We start from the raw sequence: 18,348 nt of genomic DNA on the forward strand, positions 1-18,348 counted from the left end.
ATAGTAGAAGAAATATGAGGATATAAATCAGATTCAGCAGGTATCTGGAAAATTTGATTTTATAGAAAAGCCTTTTGTTACAAACTAAATATGCTATCAATAAATAATATTATAGAAGCAACAATAATTAAAATTTCGCCTATTTGCATCATTCTATTTCGAACTTTAAATATATGTTCTATCAAAAATACTTGGATCACACACATTATAGGAATTAACGTTTTTGAAATTGAAAAATATCCCAATAAATAAACTATAAACAACAAAAATAGAACTATGTTATATTTCTTATTCAAAACATTCCTCCCTATATATTTTTGATTACCAATCTTAATCATTTACAACTACATTCTAACAAACTATAAAAGCGTTTGTCGAATTGAATTTATCAAGCAAGCGACCAACTAGCTCATCTTTTTTCTATTTCTGTCAATATGCGTGACAGGTAGTAATGATAGCCAAAAATAGCAAGAGCAAGCAAGACGATAAGAGTTCCTACTCCCAAGCTGATGGCAATGACAGGGGAGAGAGACCGAACCAAGAATAAGCTCCCTATTACAAGGGCCATTAAGATTGCACTATAAATAAAAATCAAAACAATTGCTACTATACGATTTGAACGGTTCACCAGGTCCGTAATGTTACTCCAATTGGTTGACAGATTTTTCACGTCCTTAAGGTAATGGTGGCAAGAAAGGATGACACTGGTAAGGATCCAGACTACAAGAAGGTAAATCATCGAAAGGATGGGCAAGCCTAGATATAGAGAAAGGCCAAGTAAAGTCAGAACTGGTAAAAAGGACTGGACAGCAAATATAATCCAAAATTTCACTTTCACATAGCGAGTAAAGTCAAAGGGTAAACTCTTAAGAAAATCAACATTTTCCCTCTCCAAGGATAAAGCAATTGAATGCAGGCTGGTGATATTGTTATTGACAACTGCTATAAACACTCCTACAAAAAACAAGGGTAACCAGTATAGAGGATGAATATCTGGAACTATCTGAGAATCTCGGATTTTGGAAATCAGACCAATCATCATGAGATAAGGAAGGAAAGCACTTGTAAAAAGCACTGTAATCACGCCAGTCCCCTGTCCCAAGAGGGTGAGGTGGTAGCGTAAAACCATACGGAAAAATCCTTTTTTAGTAGTTGAAATTCTCTCCTTACTGCGACGTTCTTTCTTGACCTTCTCCTCACTGTTAAGCAGAATCACGTCATAAAAATGAGGAAGAACCTTCTTTTTGGTCAGGTAAAGTAAGAAGACAGTTAGAGTTATCCAAGCGAGCAGACCCAGTATGGCTTCTGTCGAAAAAGGCTCCACTGCTATTTTGTAAAAGATATGAAGAGGATAAAGGAGAAATGGAATGTCTCTAACTTTGTCAACAATACTTCCAAAAGTCGACTGTAGAAAGAGGACAAATATTAAAGGTATGAGAACTCCTATCCCAATCATCACATTGGCAAAAATAGACTGATACTTTCTGAAGACCGTAGTCTGAGCCAAGAAATGTACTGCCACTACCATCACTAAAGTAACAGAGACAAATAATAAGGCCAAGGACAGCAGCATCAAAGGCAAGCCCAGCCAAAGAGAAGGAGCTAGCCTAATATAGAGGACTAGAAAATAAGCTAGGATTGGTACAATTCCAGCTAGAGCTGGCAAGAGAACAGACAGTCCTTTAGCAATTATAATCTCTGATTCTTTAAAGGCATAGGGCCTATACGATGCCAAGTCCTTACTCTCATAAAAGACATTGTAAAATGCAGTGAAAGAAGTTGAAAAGGCAAGCACCAGTAAAATAGCAACCATGCTACTAAAAAAACTTGGTATTTCCTCAAAAGGAAAACGAAAGGCTATATTTATAAACATGAAAAGCATCAAGAGACTAGAAAAAATGTAAGAACTTAGGACTCTAGCGGAAACATTTACTTTTTTCTCAGGATTCTTAGCTTGCTTCTTTCGTAGGTTAGCCAGATTAGCTTCTTGAGATGAATAGAGGATATTGATATCCACTAATTTTTTAATGACCTTGAGACGCATCTGAAACCTCCTCTTTTCTACCAGCAAGGCTAAGATAGATACTTTCCAAAGACTGGTCTGGGTGGTCTTTTCTCAAGTCCTCTACCTTACCACAATAAATCAAATGCCCCTTTTTCAAAATGGCAATCCGATCACAGACTTGCTCAGCTACCTCTAGGACATGGGTTGAAAACAAGACCGTCTTGCCTTTTTGTGCATGTTCCTTCATCATTTGCTTCAAATCAAAGGCAGCCTGGGGATCCAAACCTGTCAAGGGTTCGTCCAAGACCCAAATATCAGGATCAGACAAGAGTGCCCCAATGACAAAGACTTTTTGACGCATTCCGTGAGAAAGGGTTTCAATAACCTGATAGCGATTTTCAGCAAAATCAAAAACGTTCAATAGCCTAGCTAGACTAGTCTCCAAGTCAGAGCTAGTCAGATCATAGGATGAAGCAATCAATTCCCAAAATTCATTGGCCGTTAAACGTAAAAATAAGTCAGGCGAGTCTGCTACGTAGCCAATCTTTCGTTTGATCGCCAAGCGATTCTCCGATAAATCCTGACCGTCTACCAAAATACGACCACTGCTGGGCGAAATGATACTGACTAGGGATTTTATAGTGGTCGATTTTCCAGCCCCATTATGGCCAATCAAGCCCATAATCTCCCCATTTTCAATCTGCAAATTGAGATTGCTCAAAGCCTCTTTATCACCATACAACTTACTAACATTTTGAAATTCAATCATGGGATGACTCCTATCTTTATCTATATTACATACTATTATACTAGCACTTTGATACAAAAAAATCAACACTTTATTTTAAGTAGATACAATAGTTTCCTTCTATTCTTACGCAAACGTTTGCGCCAAGAGATACTTTATGATAGAATAAAGAACAAGATTGACAAGTAAGAGGAAACATCATGCAAAATCAAACACTCATGCAATACTTTGAATGGTATCTGCCCCACGACGGCCAGCACTGGGCGCGTCTGGCTGAAGATGCTCCACACCTAGCTCATCTGGGGATCAGTCACGTCTGGATGCCACCAGCTTTCAAAGCTACCAATGAAAAAGACGTAGGCTATGGGGTCTATGACTTATTTGACCTTGGAGAATTTAACCAAAAAGGAACTGTCCGCACCAAGTATGGTTTCAAAGAAGACTATCTTCAAGCCATTCAAGCCCTAAAAGCACAGGGAATTCAACCAATGGCCGATGTGGTGCTCAATCACAAGGCTGCAGCCGATCACAGGGAAGCCTTTCAGGTCATCGAAGTGGATCCTGTAGACCGTACGGTTGAACTCGGAGAACCTTTCACCATCAATGGCTGGACTAGCTTTACCTTCGATGGTCGCCAAGATACCTATAATGACTTCCACTGGCACTGGTACCACTTCACCGGTACAGACTACGATGCCAAACGTCGCAAGTCTGGGATTTATCTCATCCAAGGGGACAACAAGGGTTGGGCAAATGAGGAATTGGTCGATAATGAAAACGGTAACTATGACTACCTCATGTATGCCGACCTAGACTTTAAACATCCTGAAGTCATCCAAAATATCTATGACTGGGCTGATTGGTTCATGGAAACGACTGGTGTAGCTGGTTTCCGCTTGGATGCCGTCAAACACATTGACTCTTTCTTTATGCGCAATTTCATCCGCGATATGAAGGAAAAATACGGTGAGGATTTCTATGTTTTTGGTGAATTTTGGAATCCCGATAAGGAAGCCAATCTAGATTATCTTGAAAAAACAGAAGAACGCTTTGACCTTGTCGATGTTCGTCTCCACCAGAATCTCTTTGATGCTAGCCGAGCTGGTTCCAACTACGACCTTCGTGGTATTTTTACAGATAGCTTGGTTGAACTCAAGCCCGACAAGGCTGTAACCTTTGTCGACAACCATGATACCCAACGAGGACAGGCTCTTGAGTCTACTGTTGAAGAATGGTTCAAACCAGCAGCCTATGCCCTCATTCTATTACGCCAAAATGGCCTTCCATGTGTCTTTTACGGAGACTACTATGGGATTTCAGGGCAATATGCTCAAGAAGATTTCAAAGAAGTCCTTGACCGCCTCCTAACCATCCGAAAAGATTTGGCCTACGGAGAGCAAACAGACTACTTTGATGATCCTAACTGTATCGGTTGGGTACGTTCAGGTGATGAAAATCAATCCCCAATCGCAGTCCTTATCTCAAATGACCAAGAAAACAGCAAGTCTATGTTTGTCGGCCAAGAATGGGCTAACCAAACTTTCATAGACTTACTTGGAAACCACCAAGGTCAAGTTACAATTGATGAGGAAGGTTATGGACAATTCCCTGTCTCAGCTGCTTCGGTAAGTGTCTGGGCAGCCAATACTATTTAATAGTTCATAATATTCAAGCCAGATCCAATCAGATTTGGCTTTTTTGTATTCACAAAAAGACCTACCCAAATGGATAGATCTTTATACTCAATGAAAATCAAAGAGCAAACTAGGAAGCTAGCTACAGGTTGCTCAAAGCACTGCTTTGAGGTTGTAGATAAGACTGACGAAGTCAGTCACATATAAAATACAAGGCGAAGCTGACGTTGTTTGAAGAGATTTTCGAAGAGTATTACTTGTTTACAATTTACCTGCTACGGCATCCAACAATTCTTGGATCTTAGCTTGGTTGCTTCCTCCTGCCATGGCCATGTCTGGTTTACCACCACCACGTCCATCGACGATTGGTGCCAATTCTTTGACAAGGTTTCCTGCATGAAGGTCTTTTGTCTTGCTTGCTACAAGGACATTGACCTTGTCACCAATAGCTGCAACTAGGACAAGCACATCAGAGTAATCTTTTTGTTTCCAGTTATCTGCAAATGTACGAAGGGCACCAGCGTCAGATACAGATACTTGGCTAGCAATGTAACGGTGACCATTGACTTCCTTCACATCCTTGAAGATATCGCCTGCGGCTGCAGCTGCGGCTTTTTCTTTCAATTCAGCATTTTCTTTTTGAAGTTGACGAAGTTGTTCTTGAAGTCCTTCTACCTTGTGAGGTACTTCTTTAAGTTGAGGTGATTTCAAGGTTGCTGCGACAGCTTTAAGAGCGTCCTCTTGTTCACGGTAGGCTTCAAAGGCTTCCTTGCCAGTCACTGCCAAGATACGGCGAGTTCCTGAACCAATCCCTTCTTCTTTGACAATCTTGAAGAGTCCAATCTCAGAAGTGTTGCCAACGTGGGTACCACCACAAAGCTCGATAGAGTAGTCACCGATAGTGACAACACGGACTTCCTTGCCGTATTTCTCACCAAAGAGAGCCATCGCACCCATTTCTTTGGCAGTGTCAATATCCGTTTCAACTGTCTTCACTTCAAGAGCTTCCCAGATTTTCTCATTGACTTGCTGCTCAATCGCACGCAATTCTTCAGCAGTCACTGCTTGGAAGTGGGTAAAGTCAAAGCGAAGGAATTCAACTTCGTTAAGAGATCCTGCTTGTGTTGCGTGGTTTCCAAGGATATTGTGAAGAGCAGCGTGAAGCAAGTGAGTCGCAGTGTGGTTTTTCATAACACGGTGACGACGATTTGTATCAATTGCCAAGGTATATTCTTGGTTCAAAGCAAGCGGTGAAAGGACTTCAACTGTATGAAGAGCTTGTCCGTTTGGAGCTTTTTGAACATTTGTCACAGTAGCCACAACTGAACCAGCCTCATCCAAGATTTGTCCATGGTCAGCTACCTGTCCACCCATTTCAGCGTAGAATGGCGTTTCCGCAAAGATAAGTGAGGCAGTTCCTTCTGACACAGCTTCTACTTCTGCATTGTCAGCCACGATAGCCACCAATTTAGAAGACAATTGGCTAGCATTGTAGTTGAAGACACTTTCTACAGTGATGTTTTGAAGGGTTTCATTTTGCATCCCCATTGAGCCACCCTTAACAGCTGACGCACGCGCACGTTCTTGCTGTTCTTTCATGGCTGCTTCAAAGCCTTCACGGTCCACAGTCATACCAGCTTCTTCAGCGATTTCTTCAGTCAATTCAACTGGGAAGCCATAAGTGTCATAAAGTTTGAATACATCTTGACCAGCAATGACAGATTGACCTTTTTCTTTCAAGTCAGCTACAATGCCTTGAGCAAAGTGTTGACCTGAGTGAAGGGTACGAGCAAATGATTCTTCTTCGCTCTTAACGATTTTTTCGATAAAGTCACGTTTTTCAAGCACTTCTGGGTAGTAGCTTTCCATGATTTTTCCAACGGTTGGAACGAGTTTGTAAAGGAAAGGCTCGTTGATTCCCAATTTTTGACCATGCATAGAAGCACGACGGAGAAGACGACGAAGGACATAACCGCGGCCTTCATTTCCTGGAAGGGCACCATCACCGATGGCAAATGAAAGGGAACGGATGTGGTCAGCGATAACCTTAAAGCTCATGTTGTCGCCATCTTGGTCATAGACCTTACCAGACAATTTCTCCACTTCACGAATGATTGGCATGAAGAGGTCTGTTTCAAAGTTTGTCTTAGCCCCTTGGATAACGGCCACCAAACGCTCCAAACCTGCGCCCGTATCAATGTTCTTGTGTGGCAATTCCTTGTATTCACTACGAGGAACAGCAGGGTCTGCGTTAAATTGTGACAAAACGATGTTCCAGATTTCGATATAACGGTCGTTTTCAATATCTTCTGCAAGAAGGCGAATACCGATATTTTCTGGGTCAAATGCTTCTCCACGGTCAAAGAAGATTTCTGTATCTGGTCCAGAAGGTCCTGCACCGATTTCCCAGAAGTTATCTTCGATTGGAATCAAGTGACTTGGATCCACTCCTACTTCAATCCAGCGGTTGTAAGAATCTTTATCATCTGGATAGTAGGTCATGTAAAGTTTTTCAGCTGGGAAGTCAAACCACTCAGGGCTTGTCAAAAGCTCATAAGCCCAAGTGATGGCTTCGTCACGGAAGTAATCCCCAATAGAGAAGTTCCCCAACATTTCAAACATGGTATGGTGACGTGCAGTCTTCCCTACGTTTTCGATGTCGTTGGTACGGATAGCCTTTTGAGCATTGGTAATACGTGGATTTTCAGGGATAATAGTCCCGTCAAAGTATTTCTTAAGCGTTGCTACCCCAGAGTTGATCCACAAAAGAGTTGGGTCATTTACAGGAACCAAACTTACTGATGGTTCTACTGAGTGACCTTTGGTCGCCCAGAAATCAAGCCACATTTGGCGTACTTGTGCACTAGATAGTTGTTTCATATTGTCTCCTTATTTACTTGTTTAATGTGATTGGCTTTCCAGCATTTCCACATAGTCAATCGCGACACAGAGGGAAATGACTAGGTCTGCATAAGCGTCCTCAAGAACCGTTACGGTATAGGTAGAGGTCAGATGGAAGAGTTCCTTCTTAATTTCCGCAATCAGCTGATCGCGATCATCCAGCAATTTGAAATTCAAATCCCAGATATTGCCCTCGATACGAAGACCTAGATTATCAAACTCATACTTATCTCGCCAGAAGGTCAACTTCTTGCGAATGACAAAACTCGAGCCATCCCGAAGCTGAATCTCAAAACGAGGAAGCAAGGTCAAGATTTCTTTACTAATCTGACTGACCTGTTCACCAGCCGCATCATAGATGGTAAAGGTTTTAGGAATCTTAAAAAATGATCCCTCTACCTGATAGGCGATTTCTCCCCTGTCATCCTTGATAGCGAAGCGTTCGCCTCCAAGACGAAACTTTTGTTTGACAAGAAATGTTTTCATCAACACCTCCAAAAAATCAAAAGACAAGCTCATATCACGAAGGGCGAAAAACCGCGGTACCACCTTCATTCAATGAACTTGTCATTCTCTTGTTCTTATGCAATTGTTAAATTGAGTAGCATGACTTTCTAGCTTAGATGGCTCGCAGCACCGCCATTTCTCTGGACTAAGACAAGAGAAAATCAATTCTCAACTTTCTTATTATAACGTTTTTTTGAACTTGCGTCAACTGGAAATGATTCTAACCAAATAGCATGTGTTAGCCATAAGTTAACTTTCTGCATTAACCTCTTAATTTATCTAGATCTACTTCGTGATGTTTGAGAATTTTTGGGCTTATAAATTGAAATTTTAACTCGTGTACGTTTCAAATCAACTTCCTCTCCTACTTTCGGACTTTGATCTACTACAGTTCCCTCCGATGTACCTTCAGGAGCAGTTGAAACTTCTACTCTTTCAATATTGGCTTCTTTAATACCAACAATGTGATTAAATTATTTTTGGTAAATTCAAAACTTGAACCTGCATAATTTGGCATTGTAGCGCTAGTTCGTTCTTTTGCAACAGTCAAAATAATATCGGATGAATCATTCAAATCATATAAAGTTCCCTCCGATAAACTCTGACGTAAAATTGTACCGGGAGAATATTCATCACTTTCTTCTTCCTCAACTTTTATATGATTCTCAGTAATTTTTCTACTCTTCAATTCTGATATAGCATCAGATTTACTTAAACCAATAAGGTTTCCAATATATACTTTTGTAGCCTGTGGTCTAGAAGAAGCAGAACTTGTTGATGAAGTTTGTTTATCTTTAGATTTATTTCCACCAAGAGAAGCTTGCTTTGTAGAACTTGTGGAGGTTGCTGAATTAGATGATTGAGTTGATTGCTTAGTACTATTATGAGATGATTTAGACTTATTCATACCTATGAAAAAAGTTACAATTATCACTAATAAAAGTAAGCTTATAACTATTCCAAAAAACCACTTTATCCTACTAATTTTCTGCCTACGGCGCTCTAATAATTCATTCTGTTCTCTTTCTTCCTGCTGTTTTATTTGAAATTGCTCTGTAGCCAATCGCTTTCTTTCTGCTTCTCTCTCTTTCTCCAGTATATACTCATTCCAGTCAGCTTCTGCTTCTGCTAAGAGTATCTGAATTCTCCCTCTCTCATTTTCTGATTCAGCTTTGGCCCACAGTTTTTTTAAATCAAATATATTATCTTTATATTGTTGCTCAATACGTAATTCTAACTCTCTTTGATGTCGAGATTCCTCATCCCATTGCCTCTGACGTTCTAACTCATTTCTCTCTTTTAATGTTTCTTGTTGTTCTCGAGCAAGACGATTTTGTTCATCTAGTGCTGCCTGTTGTTTTTGGTTAGAAAACTGCTGTTCCCATCTCTGCTGTTCCAACAAGTTATTCTGTCTTTTTAGCTCTTGATTCAATTCTTCTTCTCGACGAGCTTTTTCCCAATCATTCAAATTATTCATAGCCTCTCCTAATTTGCATTATAACCATGTTCTTTAGATTTTAATACTTTCTTCCAATATCGTTCACGTTGAAGTGCCTTTTGTTTTCCAACTTCATTCTTTGGAAAAATCTCTAATATACTATATTGAAAATACTTTTTAATATAACTTATTCCATATTTTTCGACTATCTCACACAATCTTTTATTCGGATAACGATTTTCTTCCATTTCGGATTTATCATATCCTTCACTTAAGTATGTAGACCATCTTCCATAAACTCCATTATCTCCATAAGCAGAACCTACATAGAGCTTTCCTGTCCTAACATCAGTAATAACATAGACACCATAAACAGCTGATAGATATTGTCTCCAAGAACTGTTTGCCCAATTTTTCTTTAATTCTTGATAAGAAAATGAAATATTTTCATAACCTGGAAAATGAGACGTTTGATTAAAATAGGAAATACTGTTTACAGATTCTACTACAACTGATTCAATTATTTTAGGATTAACATAAAACCATGATTGACCTGTATTAGTATGATTAACCAAAACTTTTTCTATAAACTTATCATACTCTTCTAATCGTTCAGCTAAAGCGAACTTAACATGATGGTTCCCATAGGTCACTTGCTTTATCTGACTATTCGTTTCTTTTATAAGATAGGCCCCAACAAAGAGCCATTTATGATACTCCACTTCTATAAATTGAAACTGAATTTCGTTTCTACGATTTCGACTTTTTTTATCTGAACCATTACTTAAAATCCATGGTAAAAAATCTTCAGATCCACTGATATAATCATCAACAAAACTATAATCATCCCAATTCTTGTTAAATCGTAACTTAATACGATACCCTTTATACTCCGATTGTGACAATAACTCATTAAATCTGAAAATATCCTTCAAATATATCTTTTCATTCATATTGTATTTCTCTTTTATTTATATGGAAAATTTTGCATAATCTCTCTTATATCATTATACAGAAGGTCTTAATAACGGTCAAGGGCTTAAATATTTTTTTCAAAGGTTTATTGAGAATTGAATTTTTCAATTTCATACTGACACTTCCATCTGATTCAAAAAAAAAACGAACCAGCTCTAACTGATTCGTTTCGTGACTGCTAACTCCTACTTCCGATACATTTTAAACTGCAGGAAGAGGTCGCTATATTTTCCTGTCCATTTATGGTCAAATTTCTCATAAACTTCTAGGTGTTTCATAGTTTCAGCGTCTGGATAGAAGGCTTTGTCTTCTTTTTTCTCCTCTGGTAGCAGTTCCTTGGCTGGTAGGTTTGGAGTTGAATAGCCGACATACTCCGCATTTTGGAGAGCATTTTCAGGTTTCAACATAAAGTTGATAAAGGCATAGGCTGCATCTTGGTTTTTGACTGTTTTGGGAATGACCATATTGTCAAACCAAAGGTTGCTGGCTTCTGTCGGTACCACATAGCGTAGATTTTCATTTTTTTCTAGCATTTGGCTGGCTTCACCAGAGAAGGTCACGCCGATAGCAGCGTTATTCTGAATCATGTATCCCTTCATCTCGTCCGCCACAATAGCCTTGATATTTGGAGTGAGCTTGTAAAGCTTGTCCACTGTCTCTTCCAACTGCTGGGTATCCTTGGAGTTGAGGCTGTAGCCTAGCGAATTGAGTCCTAGTCCCAGCACCTCACGCGCCCCATCAAAGAGCATGATAGAGTTCTTATACTCTGGCTTCCAGAGGTCATCCCAATGCTCAGGCACTTCATCGACCATAGTTTCATTGTAGACAATTCCCAGTGTTCCCCAGAAGTAAGGAATAGAGAATTTATTACCTGGATCAAAGGATTGGTTGAGAAACTCTGGTCCGATATTTTCGATTCCTTCAAGTTTTGAATAATCAAGTGGCACCAAAAGGTCTTCGTCCTTCATCTTGTTAATCATGTACTCACTTGGGATGGCAATATCATAAGTCGTTCCACCCTGCTTAATCTTGGTATACATGGCTTCGTTGGAATCAAAGGTCTCATACTGGACTTGGATTCCTGTTTCTTCTGTGAATTGCTCCAAGAGTTCTGGATCGATATAGTCTCCCCAGTTGTAGATAACCAGTTTTTGACTATCTCGGCTATTGATTTTACTATCGAGATGAGTCGCAATTCCCCACAAGACAAGGATAATGGCTACAATTCCTGCTAAAAATGAATAGAGTTTTTTCATGCTTGCTCCTCCTTCTCACGTGAGATAAAGTAATATCCAACAACTAGGATAATACTAAAGAGAAAGACAAGGGCAGACAGGGCATTGATTTCTAGCGAAATCCCCTTGCGAGCTCGAGAGTAAATCTCGACTGAGAGGGTTGAAAAGCCATTTCCCGTTACAAAGAAGGTCACGGCAAAGTCATCTAGCGAATAGGTGAAGGCCATGAAATAACCTGCAATGATAGACGGTGTCAGGTAAGGAAGCATGATTTCCTTGAACATCTGAAATTGACTGGCTCCCAAGTCGTAAGCCGCATGAATCATGTCGCCATTCATTTCCTTGAGTCGAGGCAAGACCATCAAGACCACGATAGGAATGGAGAAGGCCACGTGACTGGAAAGAACTGTCAAGAATCCAAGTGAAAACTTGAGTTGGGTAAAGAGAATCAAGAAGCTAGCACCAATCATAACATCAGGAGCAACCATGAGGATATTATTGAGGGAAAGAAAGGCTTCTTGGTATTTCTTACGAGACTGATAAATGTAAATAGCACCGAAAGTCCCGATAATGGTCGCTATCAAGGCTGACAGAAAGGCCAAGAAAAAGGTCTGAGTCACAATCAACATGAGACGACCATCGCCAAACATGGTTTTAAAATGGCTCAAACTAAAGCCTGTAAAGCTGTTCATGTCGTTGCCTGCATTAAAGGCGTAGCCAATCAAGTAAAAGATTGGCAGGTAGAGGACAAGAAAGACCAGTCCCAGATATAGATTGGCAAATTTTTTCATCGTTCTCTCCTTTCCTTGGTCACCCACATGGTGATGAACATGGTCAGAATGAGAATCACACCGATGGTTGAACCCATACCGTAGTTGTCATTGGTCAGGAAGTTCTGCTCAATGGCTGTCCCCAAGGTGATAACGCGGTTCCCACCAATCAAACGGGTCAGCATGAAGAGACTCAAGCTTGGAATAAAGACCGACTGAACTCCACTTCGCACGCCGTTCATCGATAAAGGGAAGATGACATGACGGAAGGTCTCCCACTTGGTCGCACCGAGGTCATAGCTGGCATTGATGAGATTGTTATCCATATCGTCCAAGACATTGAAAATCGGCAAAATCATAAAGGGAAGCTCGATGTAGCTTGCGACAAAGATGAAGGAGAAATCGGTAAAGAGCAATTGCTGTGAACCGATTCCGATAAATTCCAAGAATTGGTTAATAGAGCCATTCTGACCAAAAATCCCGATAAAAGCATAGGCTTTAAGGAGCAAATTGATCCAAGTAGGCAGGATAATCAGCATAAGCCAGAGTTGACGGTGCTTGAGACGGGTCAAAAAGAGGGCTGTTGGATAGCTGATAAGCAAGGTCACAAAGGTCACAATTCCTGCATAGAGTACAGAGTTGAAACTCATTTTTAGGTAGGTCAAGTTTTGTGACGCAAAATAGGACTTATAATTTTCTAAACTGAATTGTCCTTCAATGTTGAAAAAGGATTGGCCGAAAATCAATACCAAGGGTGCCAGGACAAAGAGTGCAATCCAAAGCATGTAGGGCACTACAAAGAGTTTAGAGCTTGTTTTCTTCATCTCTTTCCTCCTCGATTGCATTGATCAAACCTGCTTCTTGCTCTTCGATTTCCACGTATTCTTCGATACGGGCATCGAACTCTTCTTCGGTTTCATTGAGACGCATGATGTGGATGTCTTCTGGTTCAAAGTCCAGACCGATTTCCTCACCCACAATGGCCTTGCGAGTCGAGTGGATCATCCATTCATTTCCAAGTTCGTCATAGGCAATAATCTCATAGTGAACCCCACGGAAGAGCTGGGTATCGACCTTAACTTGGAGCTTGCCTTCTTCAGGAAGGGTAATCCGCAAATCCTCTGGACGAATAACAACCTCAACAGGTTCATTTGGCTTCATCCCACCATCAACCGCTTCGAAGCGTTTGCCGTTGAACTCAACCAAGTAGTCCTCAATCATGATTCCTGGCAAGATATTTGACTCACCGATAAAGGTGGCAACAAAGTGATTGATCGGCTCATCGTAGATATCCACAGGTGTTCCAGACTGGACAATCTCGCCATCATTCATAACGAAAATCCAGTCACTCATAGCCAAGGCTTCTTCCTGATCGTGAGTGACAAAGACAAAGGTAATGCCCAATCGTTGTTGCAGTTCACGCAGTTCGTACTGCATATCTGTTCTTAATTTCAAGTCCAGCGCTGACAGAGGCTCGTCCAGCAAAACCACACGGGGTTGGTTGATGATGGCACGGGCAATAGCCACACGCTGACGTTGTCCTCCAGAGAGTTTACGGATGGAACGTTTTTCGTAACCTTCCAACTGAACCATCTTGAGAACTTCCGCTACGCGTTTCTCGATTTCTTTCTTGTCAATTTTACGCAAGCGGAGCGGAAAGGCAACATTTTCAAACACATTCATATGTGGAAACAAGGCATAGGATTGGAAGACTGTATGGACGTCTCGCTTGTTGGTTGGAATGTCATTGATACGGACACCATCCAGCAAAATATCTCCTGTCGTCGCATCCAGTAAACCTGCAATGATGTTAAGGATAGTTGATTTCCCTGAACCAGATGCGCCTAGAAGGGTGTAGAATTTCCCTTCTTCCAACTCAAAGTTGATGTCTTTGAGAACCTTAGTGTTGCTGTCTTCAAAAACTTTTGAGACGTTTTTGAATTCAATAATTGGTTTTTTCAATTGTCATTTATTCCTTCTTTTTCATAGATTAACAGATCAGGGCTCTGTCAGGCCGCTACTACCTCGTGTAGGAAATTGAACTGCCTACATTCTTCTGCACTAACGATAGGCTTTCACCCCCTTTCCATGACATAGCAGCAGCTTTTCAACTACAGCTTCCTACTTGCTTTCACCTAGAATACGGACTTCTCTCTCAAGAGTAACGCCAGAGTGTTCCTTGACTTTTTCGATAACAGACTCAATCAAGTCTTCGTAGTCTTTGGCCGTTCCGTCAGCAACATTGATCATAAATCCTGCGTGTTTTTCTGAGACTTCTACGCCACCGATACGATAACCTTTCAAGCCAGCTTCTGAAATTAATTGACCTGCAAAATGCCCTACTGGACGTTTAAAGACCGAACCACAAGATGGGTATTCCAAAGGTTGCTTGAGTTCACGTAGGTGCGTCAAGCGATCCATTTCCTGCTTGATAACCTGATGGGTTCCTGGGGCTAGGGCAAATTTAGCTGACAAGACAACTGCACCAGACTCCTGAATAGCTGAATGGCGGTAACCAAAAGCCAAATCCTTGGCAGACAGGGTCTCGATTTCTCCATCCTTGGTCAAGACCTTACAAGACTGCAAGATATGGGCAATCTCGCCCCCATAGGCACCCGCATTCATAAAGACAGCACCGCCAACGCTTCCTGGAATGCCACAAGCAAACTCGAAGCCAGTCAAACTATGACGAAGGGCAATGCGAGTTGTTTCAATCAAGTTGGCACCAGCTTCAGCTTCAATGGTATAGCCATCAACGGAAACGTTATTGAGCTTGTCACACAAGATGACAAATCCGCGAATCCCACCATCACGAACGATAATGTTGCTGGCATTTCCAAGGACCATCCAAGGGATATTTTCTTGATTGGCAAATTTCACAAGGCGCGCCAACTCAAAACGATTTCGTGGAAAGACCAGATAATCAGCCTCTCCACCTACTTTTGTATAACTATAGCTATGCAAGGGTTCCTTGAAACGGATATCAATTCCTTCTAAGATTTCAAGCATTTTTTCTCTTACAGACATGTCACTCTTCCTTTTACAAAATTCATTCCATTATACCATTTTTAAGACCATTTGACGACCATAAAAAGACCTTGTTTGGTTTTTGCATAAGAAAAAGAGGTTTCCCCTCTTTTTATGATTTTTTGCAAAAGATAGCCTTGGTTCCATAGGCAACCAGAATGAGCTCAAGTGCTAGGACAACTTCAACCAAGGTTGGATTTGTCAACCAGCCAACTTGGACTAGAGATGGTGCTAGGTCAAAGAAGGCATGTAGGCCATAGGCTGCTAGGAGATAAATCCATTTCTTCTGGCGAACAGCTTGGTAAACCCAAACAGTCAAGAGTAATTGGAAACCTAGGGCCAAGATTCGCTCAAAACCAAGCAAATAAATCTGCCAGACTGATAGCGACTGGATAGTTTTCAACATATTTTCAGACAGCAATTGCATGACCTGTGGATTCTGCGTTTGAACTGCTGAGAGAACGAAGTAGAGATTAAGCAAACTAGTAAGACCTAGGAAAATCAACTCCAAGCCACCATGCCCTAACCCATAGGCCAAGGCGTCTGCCTTTTCCAAACTTCTCTTTTTCTCCAACCATTTGAAGAAAATAAGACGAGCAGTTTCCTCAAAAAATGCTGCCATGGCTAGGCCATAGATGATATAGACAAGCGGATGGTCTTGCAAGAGGGCAATACTACCGTCTTTTTGAGGATGTAAAACTAAGATATGCACCAGTTTTTCTAAAATCTGCGAAGAAACAAAGAAGGCAACAGCACCCAAGCCCAAGACAGCTAGATTAATCTGGTATTTCTTTTTGGCATACCAAATGCTCTCTGTTAGAAAAGTCAGCAAAAACACAATGGTAATAATGATATGAATGTTCATTTTCTTCTCCTATTCTGCCTTTTCAATATCTTTTTTCATCTCATCAACATTGAACTTAGCAAACAAGTATTGACGATCTTGGACTGGGAAACGTTGGTCCAATTGGTCAACAGCTCCCACCTCGATAATACCTTCCTTGATGACAAAGTCCATGACATGACCACCGAAGGTCAAATCATCTGAAATGAAGTGCAGATGGTAGCCTGCCACACTGACTCCATGGAAAATCTCTGGCGTCCAGAAACCAACAATGGTCCCCGCCACATTGTCACGACTATATTCCGGTTGATGGGTCGCGACATCAGCAAACTTGGTATCTGGTGTCGACTTGGGAATCATGCGCACATGCATATGTGAAAATTCGCCACGAATCTTAATTGAGCGGAAAAGATTTTCCCCATCATAATAAGACTCGATTCGCTCTTCCAATTCCTTGTCTGTCATCTCAAAGCGCTGGCGGAAAATGACCTCTGCCTGGTGCGGTACTACTGCTGCATAAGGAATAAGGGCATCTGGTGACACCTCCACAATTTCTGGCTGGTCGCCTGATCCTTTGGCCTGATAAGCCTTGCCATCCAAGACAATCAATTCCCCATCAATGGAATCCAAGGTTCCCAAACCAAGGTCACCATGCTCTAGCAATTCTCCTACTGTCATAGTACCACCATAAAGGCCAGCCATCAAGGCTCCAAGGGTATTGTATTGAAATAATTTCACTGGTTCCTGCACGTTCTTATCCATTCTCTTTCTTGTCTATTATTCTATAAATCTTACTCCTAAGTATACCACATTTGCCCCTAGATGTGAACGAGAGAAACACTTTAGACATTGCCAAGAAGGAAAAAAAAAGGTACAATGTAACAAAATCAAGGGAGGTCTGGAATGAAGAAACAAAGCAAGTACCAAGAGGTCGTTTCCTATCTGAAAAACGGTATCGAGTCTGGACGTTTTCCAACGGGAAGTCGCCTGCCTTCTATCCGTCAACTGAGCCTTGACTTTCACTGTAGCAAGGACACCATTCAACGTGCCCTGCTGGAATTACGGCACGAACAATACCTCTATGCCAAGCCCCAGAGTGGCTACTATGTCTTAGAGCAAGGGCAACACCAGGACCTAGAAATCGAAGTCACTGACGAACATGCCAGTGCCTATGACGATTTCCGACTCTGCGTCAATGAAACCTTGATTGGACGGGAAAACTACCTCTTCAACTACTATGACAATCAAGAAGGATTAGAAGACCTAAGACAGTCTATTCATAAACTCCTCTTTGATCAAGCCCTCTACTGCAAGGCTGACCAACTAGTATTGACTTCTGGGACCCAACAAGCCCTGTTTATCCTTTCTCAAATATCCTTCCCTAGCCAAGCAAAGGAAATCTTGGTGGAACAACCGACCTATCATCGGATGAATCGACTCTTGATTGCTCAAGGTCTGGACTATCAAACCATTGAACGAGGCATTGATGGGATTGACTTGGAGGAGCTGGAAAGTCACTTCAAAACAGGAAAAATTAAGTTTTTCTATACCATCCCTCGTTTTCACTATCCTCTGGGGCATTCCTATTCTGAGCAGGACAAACGAGCTATCCTTGACTTAGCTACCAAGTACGGTGTCTATATCGTAGAGGACGACTATCTAGGTGATTTGGACTCCAAGAAGGGCCAGACCTTCCACTATCTGGATACAGAAGAGCGCGTCATTTATATCAAGTCCTTCTCAACCAGCCTCTTTCCAGCCCTGCGGATTACGGCGCTCATTCTTCCAAATACTATTAAAGAAGCCTTTGTGGCCTACAAAAATATCCTAGACTACGACAGCAACCTCATCATGCAAAAAGCTCTGTCACTCTATATTGACAGTCAACTGTTTGAGAAAAACCGTCTAGCTCGCTTGTCCAATCAAGAAGACTACCAAAAACAACTCGAGAAAAGTTTAACCAAAACACCTTGTCCCCTTCCTCATTATCCCCTACACGATGGTTTATTACTAGACTTGAGACAGTATTCTAAAATCGCCAGTCTCAAACACAGTCAACTGGGCTTGGATTTCTTTGAAGAGGCTTACTTGGATGCCTGTCCTTATCAATTTGCCAAGGTATCCTTAGACAATCTGGAAAAGGTTTTAAACTATTTAAAAGCAGAATTGGAATGACTTCCAACTCTGCTTTTTTTATACTCTTCGAAAATCTCTTCAAACCACGTCAGCGTCGTCTTACCGTAGATATGGTTACTGACTTCGTC

General features: G+C 41.2%; 15 protein-coding genes and 1 pseudogene. 2 read left to right on the forward strand and 14 right to left on the reverse strand.

The window, feature by feature from the left end; all coding sequences use genetic code 11:
- Nucleotides 1–77 precede the first annotated feature (77 nt).
- From HT698_RS10545 to HT698_RS08645, 3 genes are all read right to left on the reverse strand, one after another.
- Nucleotides 78–338 (reverse strand): hypothetical protein, encoded by a 261-nt coding sequence (locus tag HT698_RS10545; RefSeq protein WP_345789468.1) that lies wholly within the window; start codon nucleotides 336–338, stop codon nucleotides 78–80.
- A 71-nt stretch (nucleotides 339–409) separates the two neighbouring features.
- Nucleotides 410–2,044, reverse strand: coding sequence for a hypothetical protein (locus HT698_RS08640; protein WP_049512508.1), 1,635 nt, complete (start codon nucleotides 2,042–2,044; stop codon nucleotides 410–412).
- On the reverse strand, nucleotides 2,025–2,774 hold the full coding sequence (locus tag HT698_RS08645) for an ABC transporter ATP-binding protein (protein ID WP_049512506.1): 750 nt from the start codon (nucleotides 2,772–2,774) through the stop codon (nucleotides 2,025–2,027). The genes HT698_RS08640 and HT698_RS08645 overlap by 20 nt, the downstream gene beginning before the upstream one ends.
- A 179-nt stretch (nucleotides 2,775–2,953) precedes the next feature.
- On the opposite strand from HT698_RS08645, the gene HT698_RS08650 reads away from it, so the two are divergent.
- Entirely contained in the window at nucleotides 2,954–4,408 is a 1,455-nt protein-coding gene (locus tag HT698_RS08650; protein ID WP_049512504.1) for an alpha-amylase, read from the forward strand.
- Between the two features lie 240 nt (nucleotides 4,409–4,648).
- Here the strand turns inward: HT698_RS08650 and alaS are convergent, their stop codons facing one another.
- The 11 genes and pseudogenes from alaS to budA all read right to left on the reverse strand — a co-directional run bounded on the left by alaS (nucleotide 4,649) and on the right by budA (nucleotide 16,846).
- Nucleotides 4,649–7,267, reverse strand: coding sequence for an alanine--tRNA ligase (gene alaS / locus HT698_RS08655; protein ID WP_173219162.1), 2,619 nt, complete (start codon nucleotides 7,265–7,267; stop codon nucleotides 4,649–4,651).
- A 21-nt stretch (nucleotides 7,268–7,288) separates the two neighbouring features.
- On the reverse strand, nucleotides 7,289–7,774 hold the full coding sequence (locus HT698_RS08660) for an LURP-one-related/scramblase family protein (protein ID WP_000847060.1): 486 nt from the start codon (nucleotides 7,772–7,774) through the stop codon (nucleotides 7,289–7,291).
- Nucleotides 7,775–8,103: 329 nt separating this feature from the next.
- Nucleotides 8,104–8,501 (reverse strand): annotated as a pseudogene (locus tag HT698_RS10405) (PASTA domain-containing protein); the annotation flags it as partial.
- A 779-nt stretch (nucleotides 8,502–9,280) separates the two neighbouring features.
- Nucleotides 9,281–10,186 carry a GIY-YIG nuclease family protein gene (locus HT698_RS08670; RefSeq protein ID WP_173219165.1) on the reverse strand — a complete coding sequence of 302 codons (906 nt, stop codon included), beginning with the start codon at nucleotides 10,184–10,186 and terminating at the stop codon, nucleotides 9,281–9,283.
- Between the two features lie 207 nt (nucleotides 10,187–10,393).
- Entirely contained in the window at nucleotides 10,394–11,464 is a 1,071-nt protein-coding gene (locus HT698_RS08675) for an ABC transporter substrate-binding protein (protein WP_023939757.1), read from the reverse strand.
- Nucleotides 11,461–12,234 carry an ABC transporter permease subunit gene (locus HT698_RS08680; RefSeq protein ID WP_000712740.1) on the reverse strand — a complete coding sequence of 258 codons (774 nt, stop codon included), beginning with the start codon at nucleotides 12,232–12,234 and terminating at the stop codon, nucleotides 11,461–11,463. Before HT698_RS08680 ends, HT698_RS08675 begins: the two co-directional genes overlap by 4 nt.
- A complete protein-coding gene (locus tag HT698_RS08685) occupies nucleotides 12,231–13,037 on the reverse strand; it encodes an ABC transporter permease (protein ID WP_000753801.1) in 807 nt (268 codons plus the stop codon). Before HT698_RS08685 ends, HT698_RS08680 begins: the two co-directional genes overlap by 4 nt.
- A complete protein-coding gene (locus HT698_RS08690) occupies nucleotides 13,018–14,175 on the reverse strand; it encodes an ABC transporter ATP-binding protein (protein ID WP_042750955.1) in 1,158 nt (385 codons plus the stop codon). Before HT698_RS08690 ends, HT698_RS08685 begins: the two co-directional genes overlap by 20 nt.
- Nucleotides 14,176–14,334: 159 nt before the next feature.
- Nucleotides 14,335–15,240: a UDP-N-acetylmuramate dehydrogenase gene (gene murB / locus HT698_RS08695; RefSeq protein ID WP_055356681.1), complete on the reverse strand. Its 906-nt coding sequence runs from the start codon at nucleotides 15,238–15,240 to the stop codon at nucleotides 14,335–14,337.
- Between the two features lie 112 nt (nucleotides 15,241–15,352).
- The gene (locus HT698_RS08700; protein WP_173219168.1) at nucleotides 15,353–16,105 is read right to left on the reverse strand and encodes a YhfC family glutamic-type intramembrane protease; all 753 of its coding nucleotides are present in this window, start codon (nucleotides 16,103–16,105) and stop codon (nucleotides 15,353–15,355) included.
- A gap of 9 nt (nucleotides 16,106–16,114) precedes the next feature.
- Entirely contained in the window at nucleotides 16,115–16,846 is a 732-nt protein-coding gene (budA, locus tag HT698_RS08705; RefSeq protein WP_000360295.1) for an acetolactate decarboxylase, read from the reverse strand.
- A gap of 141 nt (nucleotides 16,847–16,987) precedes the next feature.
- Here budA and HT698_RS08710 point away from each other — a divergent pair, with 141 nt between their 5' ends.
- On the forward strand, nucleotides 16,988–18,259 hold the full coding sequence (locus HT698_RS08710; RefSeq protein ID WP_173219171.1) for a PLP-dependent aminotransferase family protein: 1,272 nt from the start codon (nucleotides 16,988–16,990) through the stop codon (nucleotides 18,257–18,259).
- The last annotated feature ends 89 nt before the right edge of the window (nucleotides 18,260–18,348 follow it).

The sequence above is a fragment of the Streptococcus sp. 3109 genome, assembly GCF_013276905.1.
GTDB lineage: Bacteria > Bacillota > Bacilli > Lactobacillales > Streptococcaceae > Streptococcus.